Source organism: Streptomyces sp. NPDC004667 (genome assembly GCF_040609475.1).
Lineage (GTDB): Bacteria > Actinomycetota > Actinomycetes > Streptomycetales > Streptomycetaceae > Streptomyces.
In genome coordinates this window covers 26,268-43,251 of sequence record NZ_JBEXKC010000041.1, presented here as the reverse complement: position 1 = coordinate 43,251, position 16,984 = coordinate 26,268, and the positions used below count along the sequence as shown (strand labels likewise).

General features: G+C 72.7%; 18 protein-coding genes. 15 read left to right on the top strand and 3 right to left on the bottom strand.

Features of this window, described 5'->3' with window-relative positions; genetic code table 11:
• Nucleotides 1-31 precede the first annotated feature (31 nt).
• A complete protein-coding gene (locus tag ABZW32_RS22745) occupies nt 32-241 on the top strand; it encodes a hypothetical protein (RefSeq protein WP_356218500.1) in 210 nt (69 codons plus the stop codon).
• A gap of 116 nt (nt 242-357) precedes the next feature.
• Here ABZW32_RS22745 and ABZW32_RS22740 read toward each other — a convergent pair whose 3' ends face one another.
• Nucleotides 358-1,479 carry a beta-eliminating lyase-related protein gene (locus ABZW32_RS22740; RefSeq protein ID WP_356218498.1) on the bottom strand — a complete coding sequence of 374 codons (1,122 nt, stop codon included), beginning with the start codon at nt 1,477-1,479 and terminating at the stop codon, nt 358-360.
• A gap of 109 nt (nt 1,480-1,588) precedes the next feature.
• Here ABZW32_RS22740 and ABZW32_RS22735 point away from each other — a divergent pair, with 109 nt between their 5' ends.
• The 12 genes from ABZW32_RS22735 (at nt 1,589) to ABZW32_RS22680 (ending at nt 10,781) form a co-directional block, all read left to right on the top strand.
• On the top strand, nt 1,589-2,524 hold the full coding sequence (locus tag ABZW32_RS22735; RefSeq protein WP_356218496.1) for a DUF2520 domain-containing protein: 936 nt from the start codon (nt 1,589-1,591) through the stop codon (nt 2,522-2,524).
• Nucleotides 2,521-3,516 (top strand): pantoate--beta-alanine ligase, encoded by a 996-nt coding sequence (gene panC, locus ABZW32_RS22730; RefSeq protein ID WP_356218494.1) that lies wholly within the window; start codon nt 2,521-2,523, stop codon nt 3,514-3,516. Before ABZW32_RS22735 ends, panC begins: the two co-directional genes overlap by 4 nt.
• The gene (locus ABZW32_RS22725; protein ID WP_356218492.1) at nt 3,513-5,264 is read left to right on the top strand and encodes an L-aspartate oxidase; all 1,752 of its coding nucleotides are present in this window, start codon (nt 3,513-3,515) and stop codon (nt 5,262-5,264) included. Before panC ends, ABZW32_RS22725 begins: the two co-directional genes overlap by 4 nt.
• A 2-nt stretch (nt 5,265-5,266) precedes the next feature.
• Nucleotides 5,267-6,235, top strand: coding sequence for a carboxylating nicotinate-nucleotide diphosphorylase (gene nadC / locus ABZW32_RS22720; RefSeq protein WP_356218535.1), 969 nt, complete (start codon nt 5,267-5,269; stop codon nt 6,233-6,235).
• Between the two features lie 3 nt (nt 6,236-6,238).
• Entirely contained in the window at nt 6,239-7,048 is an 810-nt protein-coding gene (locus ABZW32_RS22715) for a type III pantothenate kinase (protein ID WP_266839828.1), read from the top strand.
• Between the two features lie 140 nt (nt 7,049-7,188).
• The gene (locus ABZW32_RS22710) at nt 7,189-7,941 is read left to right on the top strand and encodes a GntR family transcriptional regulator (RefSeq protein WP_356218490.1); all 753 of its coding nucleotides are present in this window, start codon (nt 7,189-7,191) and stop codon (nt 7,939-7,941) included.
• Between the two features lie 128 nt (nt 7,942-8,069).
• Nucleotides 8,070-8,261, top strand: a complete 192-nt coding sequence (locus ABZW32_RS22705) for a DUF397 domain-containing protein (RefSeq protein WP_030236862.1) — start codon at nt 8,070-8,072, stop codon at nt 8,259-8,261.
• Between the two features lie 79 nt (nt 8,262-8,340).
• Entirely contained in the window at nt 8,341-9,000 is a 660-nt protein-coding gene (locus tag ABZW32_RS22700; RefSeq protein WP_356218488.1) for a hypothetical protein, read from the top strand.
• Between the two features lie 14 nt (nt 9,001-9,014).
• On the top strand, nt 9,015-9,182 hold the full coding sequence (locus ABZW32_RS22695) for a hypothetical protein (RefSeq protein WP_356218486.1): 168 nt from the start codon (nt 9,015-9,017) through the stop codon (nt 9,180-9,182).
• A gap of 105 nt (nt 9,183-9,287) precedes the next feature.
• Entirely contained in the window at nt 9,288-9,734 is a 447-nt protein-coding gene (locus ABZW32_RS22690; RefSeq protein WP_356218484.1) for a BlaI/MecI/CopY family transcriptional regulator, read from the top strand.
• A 9-nt stretch (nt 9,735-9,743) separates the two neighbouring features.
• On the top strand, nt 9,744-10,274 hold the full coding sequence (locus tag ABZW32_RS22685) for an amino-acid N-acetyltransferase (protein WP_356218482.1): 531 nt from the start codon (nt 9,744-9,746) through the stop codon (nt 10,272-10,274).
• A 165-nt stretch (nt 10,275-10,439) separates the two neighbouring features.
• Nucleotides 10,440-10,781, top strand: coding sequence for an Lsr2 family protein (locus tag ABZW32_RS22680; protein ID WP_030236840.1), 342 nt, complete (start codon nt 10,440-10,442; stop codon nt 10,779-10,781).
• Here ABZW32_RS22680 and ABZW32_RS22675 read toward each other — a convergent pair.
• Nucleotides 10,760-11,341 carry an SCO3374 family protein gene (locus tag ABZW32_RS22675; protein WP_356218480.1) on the bottom strand — a complete coding sequence of 194 codons (582 nt, stop codon included), beginning with the start codon at nt 11,339-11,341 and terminating at the stop codon, nt 10,760-10,762. The genes ABZW32_RS22680 and ABZW32_RS22675 overlap by 22 nt on opposite strands.
• Nucleotides 11,342-11,792: 451 nt before the next feature.
• Between ABZW32_RS22675 and ABZW32_RS22670 the strand changes: the two genes are divergently transcribed.
• Nucleotides 11,793-14,318: an ATP-dependent Clp protease ATP-binding subunit gene (locus tag ABZW32_RS22670; RefSeq protein WP_356218478.1), complete on the top strand. Its 2,526-nt coding sequence runs from the start codon at nt 11,793-11,795 to the stop codon at nt 14,316-14,318.
• A gap of 816 nt (nt 14,319-15,134) precedes the next feature.
• On the top strand, nt 15,135-15,743 hold the full coding sequence (locus ABZW32_RS22665) for a M23 family metallopeptidase (protein WP_356218476.1): 609 nt from the start codon (nt 15,135-15,137) through the stop codon (nt 15,741-15,743).
• Nucleotides 15,744-15,786: 43 nt separating this feature from the next.
• Here ABZW32_RS22665 and ABZW32_RS22660 read toward each other — a convergent pair whose 3' ends face one another.
• A complete protein-coding gene (locus ABZW32_RS22660) occupies nt 15,787-16,956 on the bottom strand; it encodes a LamG-like jellyroll fold domain-containing protein (RefSeq protein ID WP_356218474.1) in 1,170 nt (389 codons plus the stop codon).
• Nucleotides 16,957-16,984 lie beyond the last annotated feature (28 nt).

The window sequence follows — 16,984 nt, the reverse complement described above, 5'->3', positions numbered from 1 at the left end:
GGGTTGCCGCCGACGGGGTGAGGGTGGATGCATGACCGCCACCGAGCAGTACCTCCTCGACAGCTACCGGGCCGCCCAGCACGGCACCCCCCAGCCCCCGCCGCCGGGCCGGGGCGACTGGGACGTCCTGCGCTCCGTCCGCACCGAGGCCCGCTTCCGCGCCGTCCTCGACGGCCGCCCGGCCACCCACCCCTGGCGCGCGGCCCTGCACCGCCTGCTCCACCCGGCGAGGCCCTGCTGAGGCCCGGGGCGGGCCCGGGCGGGGCACTGCCGGGACCCGGGCCTCCACCCGGCGGGGCGCTGCCGGGGTCCGGGGCGGGACCCGGGCCTTCCACCCCGCGGGGCCCGGCCGGGGAGCTACAGCCGGTCCACGAACCCCCGTACCGCCGCCCGGACGTCGTCCGCCGTCCAGGACAGCCCCGGCTCCGTGACCTCGACCTCGGTCATCGACATCCCCGGGGGACCCTGCGCCGACCAGCGGCGGAACAGGAGCGTGCCCGTCTCCTCCGCGAGGCGCAGGCCCGCCTCCGTCAGCGCGTCCGCCCCGTACGGCAGCCACACCTGGAACTGGTGCGTGTGCGGCACCTCCGGGTGGACCTTGAACCAGGGCACCCCCGCCTCCTCGAAGCCCTCCCGCAGGGCCGCGGCGACCACCTTCGCCTGCGCCACGCGGGCCGGCAGCAGCGGCAGCCGCCGCTCCAGCCCGGCCAGCGCCGACAGGGCCTGCGGGAACTGGTGGAAGACCTGCCCCCCGTACCGGTGGCGCCAGACGCGGGCCTCCTCCACGAAGCCCCGGGGGCCGGCCAGGCAGGCCCCGCTCAGCCCGCCGAGGGACTTGTAGAAGGAGACGTAGACGGAGTCCGCGAGCCCCGCGATCTCCGCGAGCGGCCGCCCGAAGTGGGTCGCGCACTCCCACAGCCGGGCCCCGTCGAAGTGGACGACCGCGTCCCGCTCCCGGGCCGCGTCGACCAGCTCCTCCAGCTCCTCCCACGTCGGCAGCAGGAAGCCCGGGTCGCGCAGCGGCAGCTCCACCATCAGCGTGCCGAAGGGCTCCGGCAGGTCGGTGACCTCCCGCGCGGTCGGCTGCCGCGGCTCCGTCGTCGGGTGGACCGTCCGCAGCCCGGAGACCACCGGCAGCGCGCCGCCCTCCCACCGCTCCGGATGGCTCATCGGGTGCAGCGCCACCACCGGGTTCCCGGTCCGCCCCGCCCAGCAGCGCAGCGCGACCTGCTGCGCCATCGTCCCCGTGGGGAAGAACGCCGCCTCCTCGGTCCCCAGCAGCTCCGCGACCCGGGCCTCCAGCTCGGCGACTATCCCGTCGCCGTACACGTCGGGGGGCTGTTCCAGGTCGTACGGGGCCTCGGCGAGGGCGGCGAGCAGCTCACCGACCGTCGCGTCCCGGGCGCCCCCCGAGAGCGACCGTTCAGCCGCCCGCCCCGCCGCCACCAGCCGCTTCGTGCGTTCCTCGTCATCGGTCATGGGCCCGATCATGCCCCCGGTCGGCGCGGCCCCGCCACGGCCCCAGGGGCTAGCATGGCGGCGTATCGTCCGGTACCCCCCGCGGACTGGAACGGAAGGCATCGCCCGCGTGAACGCACCCCATCAGACGGAGTCCCGGGATCCGTCCGGCCGTCCCGCCCGGCTCACCGTCGGCGTCGTCGGAGCCGGCCGGGTAGGCCCCGCGCTGGCCCGCGCGCTCCAGCAGGCCGGGCACCGTCCCGTCGCCGTCTCCGGAGTCTCCGACGCCTCCCGGCGCCGCGCCGCGCGGATGCTGCCCGACGTCCCGCTCGTGTCGCCCGCGCAGGTGCTGGAGCGGGCCGATCTGGTGCTGCTCACCGTCCCCGACGACGCCCTGCCCGGCCTGGTCGAGGGCCTCGCCGAGACGGGCGCCGTCCGCCCCGGACAGCTCCTCGTCCACACCTCCGGGCGCTACGGGACCTCGGTGCTCGACCCCGCGCGCCGCGCCGGGGCCCTCCCGCTGGCCCTGCACCCGGCGATGACCTTCACCGGCACCGAGGTCGACGTGCAGCGCCTGGGCGGCTGCTCCTTCGGCGTGACCGCCCCCGAGGAACTGCGGCTGGCCGCGGAGGCCCTGGTCATCGAGATGGGCGGGGAGCCCGAGTGGATCGCGGAGGACAGCCGCCCGCTCTACCACGCCGCCCTCGCCCTGGGCGCGAACCACCTGGTCACCCTGGTCGCCCAGTCGATAGAACTGCTCCGCACCGCCGGTGTCGAACACCCCGACCGGATGCTCGGCCCCCTCCTCGGCGCGGCCCTCGACAACGCCCTGCGCTCCGGGGACGCGGCGCTGACCGGCCCGGTCGCCCGCGGCGACGCCGGTACGGTCGCCGCGCACGTCTCCGAGCTGCGCAAGCACGCCCCCGCCACCGTCGCCGGGTACCTCGCCATGGCCCGGACCACCGCCGACCGCGCCCTCGCGCACGGCCTGCTCAAGCCCGAACTGGCCGAGGACCTGCTCGGTGTCCTCGCCGACACCGCCGAACCGGAGGGTGGCGCCCGATGACCGGCCCGCTGCTGCTGAACACCGCGGAAGAACTCCACAAGCTCCCGCGCACCGGCCGCCGCGCCGTCGTGATGACGATGGGCGCCCTCCACGAGGGCCACGCCACCCTCGTCCGCACCGCCCGCGAACAGGCCGGCCCGGACGGGCAGGTCGTGGTCACCGTCTTCGTCAACCCCCTCCAGTTCGGGGCGAACGAGGACCTCGACCGCTACCCCCGCACCCTCGACGCCGACCTGCGGATCGCCGAGGAGGCGGGCGCCGACGCCGTGTTCGCCCCCGCCGTCGAAGAGGTCTACCCCGGCGGCGACCCCCAGGTGCGGATCACCGCCGGTCCCATGGGCGAGCGCCTCGAAGGCGCCACCCGCCCCGGCCACTTCGACGGGATGCTCACCGTCGTCGCCAAGCTGCTCCACCTCACCCGCCCCGACCTGGCCCTCTTCGGCCAGAAGGACGCCCAGCAACTGGCCCTGATCCGGCGCATGGTGACCGACCTCAACTTCCCCGTCGACGTGGCCGGCGTGCCGACCGTCCGGGAGGAGGACGGGCTCGCCCTGTCCTCCCGCAACCGCTACCTCTCCCCCTTCGAACGGCACACCGCCCTCGCCCTGTCCCGCGCCCTGTTCGCGGGCCGCGACCGCCTCGCCGCCCAGGCGGCGCTGCGCGCCCGCGCCGAGGCCGCCCCCGCCAGCGACGAGCGCGCCGCGGGCCTGGCCCGGCTCGGCGAGATCCGGGCCTCCGCGGACGCGCACGCCGTCTCCGCGGCGTGTTCGGGCCTGCCGGACGCCGTACGGGCCGCGGCCCAGCACGTCCTGGAGGAGGCGGGCCGGCACGATCCGCCGCTGGTCCTGGACTACCTGGCCCTGGTGGACCCGCAGGACTTCACCGACGTCGGCCCCGACTTCACCGGTCAGGCCGTGCTGGCCGTCGCGGCGAAGGTCGGCGCGACCCGGCTGATCGACAACATCCCATTGGAGTTCGGAGCACACGCGTGAGCACCACAGGCAGAGGCATCCCGGCGGACGGCACCGGCGGCACCGGCATACGGCTGCACGCCCCCGCCCCCGGCTGGGCCGTCGAGGCGGACGTCGTGGTCGTCGGCTCGGGCGTCGCGGGCCTGACCGCCGCGCTGCGCTGCGCGGCCGCGGGCCGCCGTACGGTCGTGGTCACCAAGGCACGCCTGGACGACGGTTCCACCCGCTGGGCCCAGGGCGGCATCGCCGCCGCCCTCGGCGAGGGCGACACGCCCGAGCAGCACCTGGACGACACCCTCGTCGCGGGCGCGGGCCTGTGCGACGAGGCGGCCGTACGGCTCCTGGTCACCGAGGGCCCGGACGCGGTGCGCCGGCTCATCGCGACCGGCGCCGTCTTCGACACCTCCGCCGACACCGGCGAGATAGAGCTGACCCGCGAGGGCGGCCACCACCGCCGCCGCATCGCGCACGCCGGCGGCGACGCCACCGGCGCCGAGATCTCCCGCGCCCTGGTCGAGGCCGTCCACGCGGCGGGCATCGAGACCGTGGAGAACGCCCTCGTCCTGGACCTCCTCCAGGACGCCGCGGGCCGCACCGCGGGCGTCACCCTGCACGTCATGGGCGAGGGCCAGCACGACGGCGTCGGCGCCGTCCACGCGCCCGCCGTGATCCTCGCGACCGGCGGCATGGGCCAGGTGTTCTCCGCCACCACCAACCCGTCGGTGTCCACCGGCGACGGCGTGGCCCTGGCCCTGCGCGCCGGGGCCGAGGTGTCCGACCTCGAATTCGTCCAGTTCCACCCCACCGTCCTCTTCCTCGGACCCGACGCCGAGGGCCAGCAGCCCCTGGTCTCGGAGGCCGTCCGCGGCGAGGGCGCCCACCTGGTCGACGCCGACGGCGTCCGCTTCATGGTGGGGCAGCACGAGCTCGCCGAACTGGCCCCGCGCGACATCGTCGCCAAGGGCATCACGCGCCGCATGCTGGAGCAGGGCACCCAGCACATGTACCTGGACGCCCGGCACTTCGGCGCCGAGATGTGGGAACACCGCTTCCCGACGATCCTGGCCGCCTGCCGCGCCCACGGCATCGACCCGGTGACCGAGCCGATCCCGGTCGCGCCCGCCGCGCACTACGCCTCCGGCGGCGTACGCACCGACCTGCACGGCCGCACCACCGTCCCCGGCCTGTACGCGTGCGGCGAGGTCGCCTGTACCGGCGTGCACGGGGCGAACCGGCTGGCCTCCAACTCCCTGCTGGAGGGCCTGGTCTTCGCCGAGCGGATCGCCGACGACATCCTGGACCGCGCCCCCGGCGGCGGCGGACCGGGCATCCCGGTCCCCGCGACCGGCCCGCTCCAGCCCGCCGAGGCGCGGTACGAGATCCAGCGCATCATGACGGAGGGCGCGGGCGTACTGCGCTCCGCCGAGTCCCTGAGCACGGCGGCCGCCGCGCTGGAGACCCTCTACACGACCGCCCTGGGCGAGCTGGAGGCCCACGGCAAGACCGCCGTCCCGGGCGTGGAGACCTGGGAGGCGACCAACCTGCTGTGCGTGGCCCGCGTCCTGGTCGCCGCCGCGCAGCGGCGCGCCGAGACCCGCGGCTGCCACTGGCGCGAGGACCACCCCGACCGGGACGACGCCGCCTGGCGCCGTCACCTCGTCGTCCGGCTGTCGGCGACCGAGCGGCGGGCCCTGGTCGTCGTCCCCACCGACTCCGCGGACTTCCCGTCCGTGGACGTCCCCCTCACCCCCCAGAGCCTGGAGCAGTGACCGTGAGCACCCCCGAACTCCCCCTGATCGACCAGAACGAAGGCGGCTGCGGCGACGACTGCGGCTGTGGCGAGGGCGAGGAGACCGGCCTCGACCCGGCGCTGGCCCAGCTGCTGGTGGACGCGGGCCTGGACCCGATCGAGGTCGAGGACATCGCGCACATGGCCCTGTCCGAGGACCTGGACGGCGGGGTCGACGTCACCACCGTCGCCACCGTCCCCGAGGACGCCGAGGCCATCGCGGACTTCGTGGCCCGCGAGGCCGGTGTCGTGGCCGGCCTGCGCATCGCCGAGGCCGTGTTCTCCGTGGTGTGCACCGAGGCCTTCGAGGTCGAGCGGCACGCCGAGGACGGCGACAAGGTCGAGGCCGGGCAGCTGCTGCTGTCCGTCCGCGCCCGCACCCGCGACCTGCTGACCGCCGAGCGCAGCGCCCTGAACATCCTGTGCCGCCTGTCCGGCATCGCGACCGCCACCCGCCGCTGGGCCGACGTCCTTCAGGGCACGAAGGCGAAGGTCCGCGACACCCGCAAGACCACGCCGGGCCTGCGCTCCCTGGAGAAGTACGCGGTCCGCTGCGGCGGCGGCGTCAACCACCGCATGTCCCTGTCGGACGCGGCCCTGGTCAAGGACAACCACGTCGTCGCCGCGGGCGGCGTCGCCCAGGCCTTCAAGGCCGTCCGCGAGGCCTTCCCGGACGTCCCCGTCGAGGTCGAGGTCGACACCATGCACCAGGTCCGCGAGGTCGTGGACGCCGGCGCCGACCTGATCCTCCTCGACAACTTCACCGTCCCCGAGACCGAGGAGGCCGTCACCATCGTGGCCGGCCGCGCCACCCTGGAGTCCTCGGGCCGCCTCACCCTGGACACCGCCCGCGCCTACGCCGAGACCGGCGTGGACTACCTGGCGGTCGGCGCCCTGACGCACTCCTCGCCGGTCCTCGACATCGGTCTCGACCTGCGCGAGGCGGTGTAAGCGGTGCTGCTCACCATCGACGTGGGCAACACCCACACGGTCCTGGGCCTGTTCGACGGTGACGAGATCGTCGAGCACTGGCGCGTCTCGACCGACCCGCGCAGGACGGCCGACGAGCTGGCCGTCCTGATGCAGGGCCTGATGGGAATGCACCCGATGCTCGGCAACGAGCTCGGCGACGGGATCCACGGCATCGCGATCTGCGCCACGGTGCCGTCGGTCCTGCACGAGCTGCGCGAGGTCACCCGCCGTTACTACGGCGACGTCCCGGCGGTGCTGGTCGAGCCCGGCGTCAAGACGGGCGTGCCGATCCTCATGGACAACCCGAAGGAGGTCGGCGCGGACCGCATCATCAACGCGGTGGCCGCCGTCGAGCTCTACGGAGGACCGGCGATCGTCGTCGACTTCGGCACGGCGACCACCTTCGACGCGGTCTCCGCCAAGGGCGAGTACGTCGGCGGGGTGATCTCCCCGGGCATCGAGATCTCGATGGAGGCGCTCGGCGTGCGCGGCGCCCAGCTCCGCAAGATCGAGCTGGCCCGGCCGCGCAACGTCATCGGCAAGTCCACGGTCGAGGCGATGCAGTCGGGCGTGGTCTACGGTTTCGCGGGCCAGGTCGACGGGATCGTCACGCGCATGGCCAAGGAGCTCGCCGGCCCCGCGGGAGACCCGGCGGACGTCCGCGTCATCGCCACCGGCGGACTGGCGCCGATCGTCCTCGGCGAGGCGTCGGTGATCGACGACCACGAGCCGTGGCTGACGCTGATCGGCCTGCGGCTGGTCTACGAGCGCAACGCGCCGAACTTCGAATGACGGCGGCGGCCTCCGCCCGCACGGGCGGAGGCACGCACCGTCAGGCCGAATCCTCAGCTTCAACCTGATCGGTTAGCTTGTCGGCGTCGGACGCACTCGCTCCGCAGGCGGCACCGCCGAGACGGCACAGGACGGCCCAAATGCCCCGTGTTTCACCGTACTTGCAGGTGGTCGACTCGCTCCGGGCCCGCATAGAGGCGGGCGAGTGGGCGGTCGGCGACAAACTCCCCTCCCGCGCCCGTTTCGCGGACGAATACGCGGTCGGGCAGAGCGTCACCCAGCGGGCGATGGAGCAGCTGATCATCGAGGGCTTCCTCGAAGGCCGGGCCGGCTCCGGCACCTACGTGCGCACCCCGCGCCGGCGCATGCGGATGCTCCGCACCCGCCGCCGCGTGCCCGGCGCCGGCAACACCTTCCGTTCCGAGGCCGCCGCGCACGGCATCGCCGCCTCCTGGGACTCCCGGACCGTCCCGCAGACCCCGGCGCCCGAACGCATCGCCGCCCGCCTGGCCATCGAGCCCGGCGCCCCCTGCGTGATGACCCGCTACGAGTTCATGGCCGACGGCAGCCCCGCCGAACTCTCCGAGTCCTGGGAGCCGTTGGAGATCACCTCGGGCACCCCGATCATGCTGCCCGAGGAGGGCGAGATGCGCGGCGCCGGGGTCGTGGCGCGGATGCGGTCCATCGGCATCACCGTGGCCTCCGTGGTGGAGGTCCCGCGGCCCTCCCGCGCCGACCAGAACCAGGCCAACCTCCTCGGGATCAGCCTCGGTTCGCTGATCACCCAGGTCGAGCGCACGTACATCGACGTGGACGGCCGCCCGGTGGAGACCGCCGACCTCGTCATCCCCGACTCCCGCTACGAGATCGCGTACGCCTTCCCCGTGGACTGAGATCCGGCCGTGATTTCCGCGCGATTTTTCACGGAAATGGCTGGAGTACGCCTCCGGCGGGGATAGCGTCGCGCTGGAGAGACCGCGGTCCACAAGGCCGCGACCCCGTTCACGGCGGAGGAGACACCATGACCGCTAACGCCCGTCCCGACTGGCGGAAGTCGTCCTACTGCGGCGAGGGAGACGCCTGCGTCTACGTGGCGGCCGCCCCCGGCACGCTCGTCCGGGTGGCCGACCGGGCCGACCCGGCGCACCTGGTGATGGCCACCACGCACGCCGCCTGGGCCGATTTCGTCCGCTCGGTGAAGCGGACCGGCTGAACGGGGCGGCGCGGCCCCCGCCGCGCCGCGAACCCGCACCATCAGGGGATTTTGTCCGATTAGCGCGTATCTTCGGCCCATGCCCACGCCCTACGGATCCCGCGGCGGCATGGCGTTCGGCGCCGCCGAGCTGCACGTGCTCAGGCGCCTCCTCGCCCACGCCCTCCAGCCCTCCACGGCCCCCCTGACGACCACCGAGGTCCAGGACTGCCTGCGCCTCGCCGCGTCGGTGGACGAAGCGGTCCTGGAGGCGGGCCGGCTCAGAGCGTTCCTGCTCGACGATCTCGCCCGCTACCGGGACGCCCTGCCCGGCAGCCTCTCCGGCTACCTGGAGCTGCTCCAGGACGCCCTGGCGGCCGGCTACGAGCCCGCGCCAGACGACCTCGCCGCCCTGCGCGCCCTGCGGGCCAATCCGGTCGCCGCCGCCGTCCTGGAGCGCGCCCAGGGCGTCGCCGAGCGTTCCGTGCGCCGCAGGCTCCGTACCGCCCCCGCGCCCCGCACCCGCCTGCTGGCCCTGGCCGGCGGCCGCGGGGAGCCCCGCGCGGCGGACTCCGGCGCCGAGCCGGAGCCGGAGCGGCCGCGGCCCGCCCCCTCGCCCGCCCCCTCGCCCTCGCCCGAGGAGCCCTCGGGGCCCGGGCACCCCGAGCGCCCGGCGCGGCCCGTCCCGACCCCGGGCGAGGTCTTCCCGCCACGCCGCAAGCCCACCCCGCCCCCGGCGGCCGGCCTCGCCGTGGGGTAGCTACGCTGGGGGGCATGGACTACGTCTCCGCGCTCGTGCCCCCCATCGTGATGGCCACGTTCTTCATCCTGCTCGTGAAGACGATCGTGAAGAGCCAGGGCGGCGCCAACAAGGCCAAGGAGGACGCGGCCGTCGACGCCGTGCTCGCCCGCGCCGAGGCCACCCGCCAGCCGCGGAAGTAGCCACCGCGCCGATGCCGTCGCCCGGGTGGACCCGCCCGGGGATTGGCCGCGCGTTGCCGCCCGAATAGTCGGGCAATTCATCCCAAGCCGCACTATCGTGCTGTTGTGCCTCGCCCCTTGGGAGAACTCGAAGACGCTGTGATGACGCGGGTGTGGCAGTGGAACCGCCCGGTCACCGTTCGGGAAGTCCTGGAAGACCTCCAGCAGGAACGGTCCATCGCGTACACCACGGTCATGACCGTTATGGACAATCTCCATCAGAAGGGCTGGGTCCGCCGGGAAGCCGAAGGCCGCGCCTATCGATATACGGCGGTCTCCACCCGCGCCGCCTACTCGGCCGCACTGATGAACGAAGCGTGGTCGACCAGTGACAGCCCCGCGGCCGCCCTCGTGGCCTTCTTCGGGATGATGTCCCAGGAACAGCGGGAAGCCCTCCGCGACGCCATCCGGATCGTCCAGCACGACGAAGCCGAGGCCGCCCCCGCCCCCGACGCCGGCCCCGCGGAAGCCGAAGGGGACTCCGGCGAGCAGCCGGCCGCCCCGGGGCGATAGCGTCCGGGTATGGGAGAGCTTTCCACCGCAGACGCGAAAACAGTGACCATCCGCCGCGCGCGCACCCGTGATGTTCCGGCGCTGCGCCGCCTCCTCGACCAGTACGTGCAGCAGCGGATCCTCCTCGACAAAGCCCCCGTGGTCCTTTACGAGGACATCCAGGAGTTCTGGGTCGCGGAACGCGACTTGGACGGCCAGGTCGTCGGCTGCGGGGCTCTCCACGTCATGTGGGAAGACCTCGCCGAAGTCCGCACTCTCGCCGTCGACCGGGAGCTCTTGGGCGCCGGCGTCGGACATCGGGTGCTCGCCAAGTTGTTGGAGACCGCCCGCCTGGTCGGGGTCAGCCGGGTATTCTGCCTGACCTTCGAAGTGGACTTCTTCGCGAAGCACGGCTTCGTCGAGATCGGCGAGACCCCGGTGGAGACCGATGTCTACATGGAGCTCCTGCGTTCCTATGACGAGGGAGTCGCGGAGTTCCTCGGTCTCGAACGAGTGAAGCCGAACACCTTGGGCAACAGCCGGATGCTTCTGCACCTCTGATCGAGCACGGCCGCTTTTCCGGGCCGCAGCAGGCCTGAGGCCTATGTCCGAATCGCGTACGTTTCCCGCCTTGTTGCGGCCCTGAACCTCTCACCGGGGGTTTGTGTTTTCCACGCAAAAGCGGTTTCCTTTCCGCGTACTGCATTTTCGATGAAAGGAAATCCGGTGGCACAGAAGGTTCAGGTCCTTCTTGTCGACGACCTCGACGGTGGCGAGGCGGACGAGACCGTGACGTTCGCTCTGGATGGCAAGACCTACGAGATCGACCTCACCACCGCCAACGCTGAAAAGCTCCGCGGGCTGCTCGACCCGTACACCAAGGGCGGCCGCCGCACCGGCGGACGCGTCTCCGCGGGCCGTGCCAAGGGTGGTCGCGCCGCCGCGTCGGCCGGCAATCCGGACACCGCCGAGATCCGCGCGTGGGCCAAGGAGAACGGCTACAACGTGAACGACCGCGGCCGTGTCCCCGCCGACATCCGCGAGGCCTACGAAAAGGCCAAGGGCTGAGGCGTACGCCTTCGCAGCCGTGCCCGGTGACATTCCGTCGCCGCCGCGGCCACCAGGCGTACGAGGTCGGGCCCGCAGGCCCGCTGTCCGGGACGGTGGCCCTGCCCCGGACCGGGCAGGGCAGGCAGTGACGCCTCGCACCCCAGCTCGGGGGGCCGCAGCCAGACGGCGGCCCCCCGAGGGCTTTCCCTCCCGTTCCGCCCCGGCGGCACGGGGGCGGCGATCCCGTCCCCGGCACCCAGGGCGGTGAGCTCCAGCGCCACCCCGCCCCACTCCAGCCAGTCGAGGAGCCCGTCGAGCTCCTCCGCGGCCCCCGGGGCCACCAGGAAGCCCATCCGGCCCCCGGCCAGCGCCACCGGGCCGGTGGCGACCGGCCGGCGCAGCAGGGCGGCACCGGCGTCGGCCGGCACCTCCAGCACGTCGAACCGGGTCCCGGTGACCAGCCGGCCGGGCGGCCCGCCGACGACGGCCCAGCCGAGCACCCGCTCGTACCAGGAGCGGATGTCCTCCTCGGGCGGGACGCGGGGCGAGGGGGCGGCGCTCGCGGCGGTGAGGGGCATGACCGGAGCAACTCCGCCCCGCGTCGCGGGGTTACGGAGCGCGGCCGAGTAGGTGCGGAGCGTAAAGGTCCGCCGGGCGGAGTCCCGGATTCGGGACACAAGCGTGTTCGCCCGTAGCGGAGGGAAGTGTGCCCGAGGGCATGGAGTGTCAGTCCTTACGGGTAAGACATTCCTAGTGGATCGGGGCGACACGCTGATTTGAGCGGCTCCCGTTCGCCATCGGCGTACACGTGTGACGGGTATCTGCCTGGCCTGCGGGAACATCGTCTCGCACCATCGGGTTGGAGCAGTAGTCGGCTCTTACAGCCGGTTTTCCTCACCGACGTGGGGGTGAGCCGTGGACGGATGTCGGCAGTTGGAATGAGCTGTCCCGTCCCGCGGGACTAGCATGCGGAAGGACAGGGCGGGGACCGACCCCGAACTGCCCGACCGCTCTGAGGAGCGATAAACGATGTTCGAGAGGTTCACCGACCGCGCGCGGCGGGTTGTCGTCCTGGCTCAGGAAGAAGCCCGGATGCTCAACCACAACTACATCGGCACCGAGCACATCCTCCTGGGCTTGATCCACGAGGGTGAGGGTGTCGCCGCTAAGGCCCTGGAGAGCCTCGGGATTTCGCTCGAGGCTGTTCGCCAGCAGGTTGAGGAGATCATCGGTCAGGGGCAGCAGGCCCCGTCCGGCCACATCCCCTTCACCCCGCGGGCGAAGAAGGTCCTGGAGCTTTCGCTCCGAGAGGCCCTCCAGCTCGGCCACAACTACATCGGCACCGAGCACATCCTGCTCGGCCTGATCCGCGAGGGCGAGGGCGTCGCCGCCCAGGTCCTCGTGAAGCTGGGCGCCGATCTCAACCGAGTCCGGCAGCAGGTCATCCAGCTGCTCTCCGGCTACACCGGTGGAGGCAAGGAGTCGGCCACGGCAGGCGGCCCGGCCGAGGGCACCCCCTCGACCTCGCTCGTCCTCGACCAGTTCGGCCGCAACCTCACCCAGGCGGCCCGCGAATCCAAGCTCGACCCGGTCATCGGGCGCGAGAAGGAGATCGAGCGGGTCATGCAGGTGCTGTCCCGCCGTACGAAGAACAACCCGGTCCTCATCGGCGAGCCCGGCGTCGGCAAGACCGCCGTCGTCGAGGGCCTGGCCCAGGCGATCGTCAAGGGCGAGGTGCCCGAGACCCTCAAGGACAAGCACCTCTACACCCTGGACCTGGGTGCACTGGTCGCCGGCTCCCGCTACCGCGGTGACTTCGAGGAGCGCCTGAAGAAGGTCCTCAAGGAGATCCGCACCCGCGGCGACATCATCCTGTTCATCGACGAGCTCCACACCCTCGTGGGTGCGGGTGCCGCCGAGGGCGCGATCGACGCCGCGAGCATCCTGAAGCCCATGCTGGCCCGTGGTGAGCTCCAGACCATCGGTGCCACGACGCTGGACGAGTACCGCAAGCACCTCGAGAAGGACGCGGCCCTCGAACGCCGCTTCCAGCCGATCCAGGTGGCGGAGCCTTCCCTCCCCCACACGATCGAGATCCTCAAGGGCCTGCGCGACCGCTACGAGGCCCACCACCGCGTCTCCATCACGGACGAGGCCCTCGTCCAGGCGGCGACGCTGGCGGACCGGTACATCTCGGACCGCTTCCTGCCGGACAAGGCGATCGACCTGATCGACGAGGCCGGCTCCCGAATGCGCATCCGCCGGATGACCGCGCCGCCGGACCTCCGCGAGTTCGACGAGAAGATCGCGGCCGTGCGCCGCGACAAGGAGTCGGCCATCGACTCCCAGGACTTCGAGAAGGCGGCTTCGCTCCGTGATTCGGAGAAGCAGCTGCTCGCCGCGAAGGCCAAGCGCGAGAAGGAATGGAAGGCCGGCGACATGGACGTCGTCGCCGAGGTCGACGGCGAGCTCATCGCCGAGGTCCTCGCGACCGCGACCGGCATTCCCGTCTTCAAGCTCACGGAGGAGGAGTCCTCCCGCCTCCTGCGCATGGAAGACGAGCTCCACAAGCGCGTCATCGGCCAGAAGGACGCCATCAAGGCGCTCTCCCAGGCCATCCGCCGCACCCGTGCGGGTCTGAAGGACCCGAAGCGTCCCGGTGGCTCGTTCATCTTCGCCGGTCCGTCCGGTGTCGGTAAGACCGAGCTGTCCAAGACGCTCGCCGAATTCCTCTTCGGTGACGAGGACGCGCTGATCTCCCTCGACATGTCGGAGTTCAGCGAGAAGCACACGGTTTCCCGCCTCTTCGGTTCGCCCCCCGGCTACGTGGGCTACGAAGAGGGCGGCCAGCTGACCGAGAAGGTCCGCCGGAAGCCGTTCTCCGTCGTCCTCTTCGACGAGGTCGAGAAGGCGCACCCGGATATCTTCAATTCCCTTCTCCAGATCCTGGAGGACGGTCGCCTGACCGACTCCCAGGGCCGGGTCGTGGACTTCAAGAACACGGTCATCATCATGACGACCAACCTGGGTACGCGGGACATCTCCAAGGGCTTCAACCTGGGCTTCGCCGCCCAGGGCGACGTCAAGACCGGTTACGACCGGATGAAGGCGAAGGTCAACGAAGAGCTCAAGCAGCACTTCCGGCCCGAGTTCCTGAACCGCGTCGACGACACGGTCGTCTTCCACCAGCTCAGCCAGGAAGACATCATCCAGATCGTCGACCTGATGATCGCCAAGGTGGACGAGCGCCTGCGCGACCGCGACATGGGCATCGAGCTCAGCGGTGAGGCGAAGCTGCTCCTGGCCAAGCGCGGCTACGACCCGATCATGGGTGCGCGCCCGCTGCGCCGGACCATCCAGCGCGAGATCGAGGACCTGCTGTCGGAGAAGATTCTCTTCGGCGAGCTGCGCCCCGGTCACATCGTGGTCGTCGGCGTGGAGGGTGAGGGCGAGGAAGCCAAGTTCACCTTCCGCGGCGAGGAGAAGTCGGCGCTGCCCGACCTCCCCCCGATCGAGGCCACGGGCTCCGGCCCGGACCTGTCCAAGGGCGCGTAAGCGCCGACGGCGGTCAGTAGTACGAAGGGGCGCCCCCGGGATCACCTCCCGGGGGCGCCCCTTCGCCGTACCCGCCCCGCCGGTCGGGGCCCGCGCTCCCCGCGGGGGCGTAGCCGCGTGCCCGTGCTCGGTTTCGGTCCGGCCGCCCCGGGTTCCTGAGGCCGTCCGCGCGGGGACCCCGGCCGTCCGCGCCGTCCTCGGTCTGCTGCGGTCTGTCCGGGCCCCGACCCACCCGGGCCCCGGCCCACCCGGGCCCCCGGGCCCGCCTCGGCCGTGCGCGGCTCGCCGCTGGGGCCCGAAGGCCCCAGCGGGGCCGTTCGGGCCCCGTGGGCAGGCCAGGGCCCTGCTCGCCCCGCACGGCCCGTGCGGGGGCCGGCGGGGGCGAGCGGGACGCAGAAGAGCTCGTCGGCGGCGGCCATCCGGGGCGGCCGGCGCTCGCGTCCGGGGCCGGGTCGGGGGGCGGCCCGGAGCACACGGACCGGCCCCGGGCCCCCGGAACCGTCGAAACGGCGGTGACGCAGGCCACTTGGGGCCTCCGCCGCCGGTGACAAGCCGCACAGGGCAAATCGGACCTACTAGAACGACTCGTAGATTTCGCCGCCCGTTTTGTCCCTACTCCGTCGCAGTCGGGAGCCCGTCAACAGCTCCGGAAGCCCGGCCGTTCCTACGAGCCCGGGTAGTAAAAGCGGTGTTTGGGGAAGCCGGGAGGCCCGGGTTACCAAGGTGGGGCAAGCCCGGCAGCCACGGCCCACGGTCGCAGCGCCGGGTCCTTTCTTGCCCGATACACGCCCTGTCCCCGGCCCCGGAGGTCTCCACATGTTCGCGAAGCGCGTCAGCACCCGTCGTACCCGTATCGTCCTCGCCGCCACCGGTCTCGGTGCGGCCCTGACCGTCGGGGCCGGCACGACCGCCGCCTTCGCAGCACAGGCCCCCGCCGCCCTCCCCGCCGTCGCCGAGCAGATCTCCGTCCAGGCGCAGGCGCAGGCCCAGGCCGCCGCCGCGAAGGGCCTGTGGGACAAGCCCGTGAAGAGCTACACGCTGTCCGCGACCTTCGGCAAGGGCGGCACCATGTGGTCGCACAAGCACTCCGGCCAGGACTTCGCCGTCCCCGTCGGCACCCCGGTCAAGGCCGCGGCCGCCGGCACCGTCGTGAAGGCCGGCCCGAACGGCGGCGGCGACGGCCCCGCGTACGGCAACGCCATCGTGATCAAGCACGCGAACAACACGTACTCGCAGTACGCGCACCTCTCGAAGATCCAGGTCAAGATCGGCCAGAAGGTCTCCGTGAAGCAGCAGATCGCGCTGTCCGGCAACACCGGCAACTCCAGCGGCCCGCACCTCCACTTCGAGATCCGCACCACCCCGAACTACGGCTCGGCCGTCAACCCGGTCGCCTTCCTGCGCACCGTCGGCGTCAGCGTCTGAGACGCCTCCGGGCCTCGCGGGATCCCCGCGGGCCCCGGCGGGATCAGATCAGCCACGAGTGCGTCGGCTTGGTCTTCTTGTCGAGCTTGTTGTTCTTCAGGCCCGTGATCTGTTCCTGCCCCAGCGCCCGGTCGAAGATCCGGATGTGGTCCAGCGGGCCGTCCCACGCGGCGCTCCAGATCCCGTGGTGGCGGGCCCGGCCCAGCTGCAGCGGGCCGGGACCGGCCCAGATGCCGGACACCTGGGCCTGACCGGCCTGCTTGTCGTCGACCCACAGCGCGATGGTCTTCTTCTCCGCGTCGTACGTCCCCGTCAGCAGGGCCCAGTTCCGCGTCGTGTCGACGTTGTCCACGACCACCTGCTGGGCCGTCGCCGCCTGGCCCTTGTCCCCGGTCTGCACCCGGAACACCCAGGCCTTCTTGCCGCCCACGACCTCGAAGCCCAGCTCGAAGGCGTACGAGTCCCCGTCGCCCTGGCTGACCGCCATCCGCGAACCGGTCTCGGCCACGTTGTAGGCGCGCGTGGAGACGGTGAAGCTCTTCGAGACGTCCACGGCCGCCTCGGCGCCCTGCGCGTACGAGTCCGCCGCCCCCTTGAACCTGACCTCGGTCCGCTTGGCCAGCTCGCCCAGCGAGGCACCGGGGCCGAGCGCGATGCCCATCTTGCCGCTGCGGTCGCGCAGCAGGTTCGGCTCGCCCGGAACGGTCGGGGAGTCGTCCTCGGGGGTCTTGCCGTCCGGGGACTCCGCCGGGCCCGACGGGCTCGGGGAGCCGGAGGAGGCCGTCACGGGGTCCTTGCCGGGCTCGTCCGATCCGTGCAGGACGAAGAAGGCCGCGCCGCCGGCCACCAGCGCGACCACCAGGGCGCCGACGCCGATGGTCAGCAGCCTGCGCTTGCGCCGCTGCGCCTCCGTGCGGTCGGCCATCGCCTGCCAGTCCGGCTGCGCGGCCGCGCTGAAGGGCTCGGGCGCGGGCGGTTCCGCGGCGAGCGGGGGCTGCGCCTGCGGCGGGCCGAAGCCGCCCTGGCCGCCGTCCGCCCCGCCCGGTACGGGCTCGGGCCGGTAGGGGTTCGAGGCGTCGCCGGGGGCGGGCTCCGGGGGCTGCGGATAGCCGTACCCGCCGGATATCGGTCCCGGCGGGTATCCGTAGCCGCCGCCGCTCCCGGGGGCGGGGTCGGGCTGGGGGCCGTGCGGGCGATCCGTACCGTCAGTCATGGCACGGATGCTAAAACATCGCGGTGCG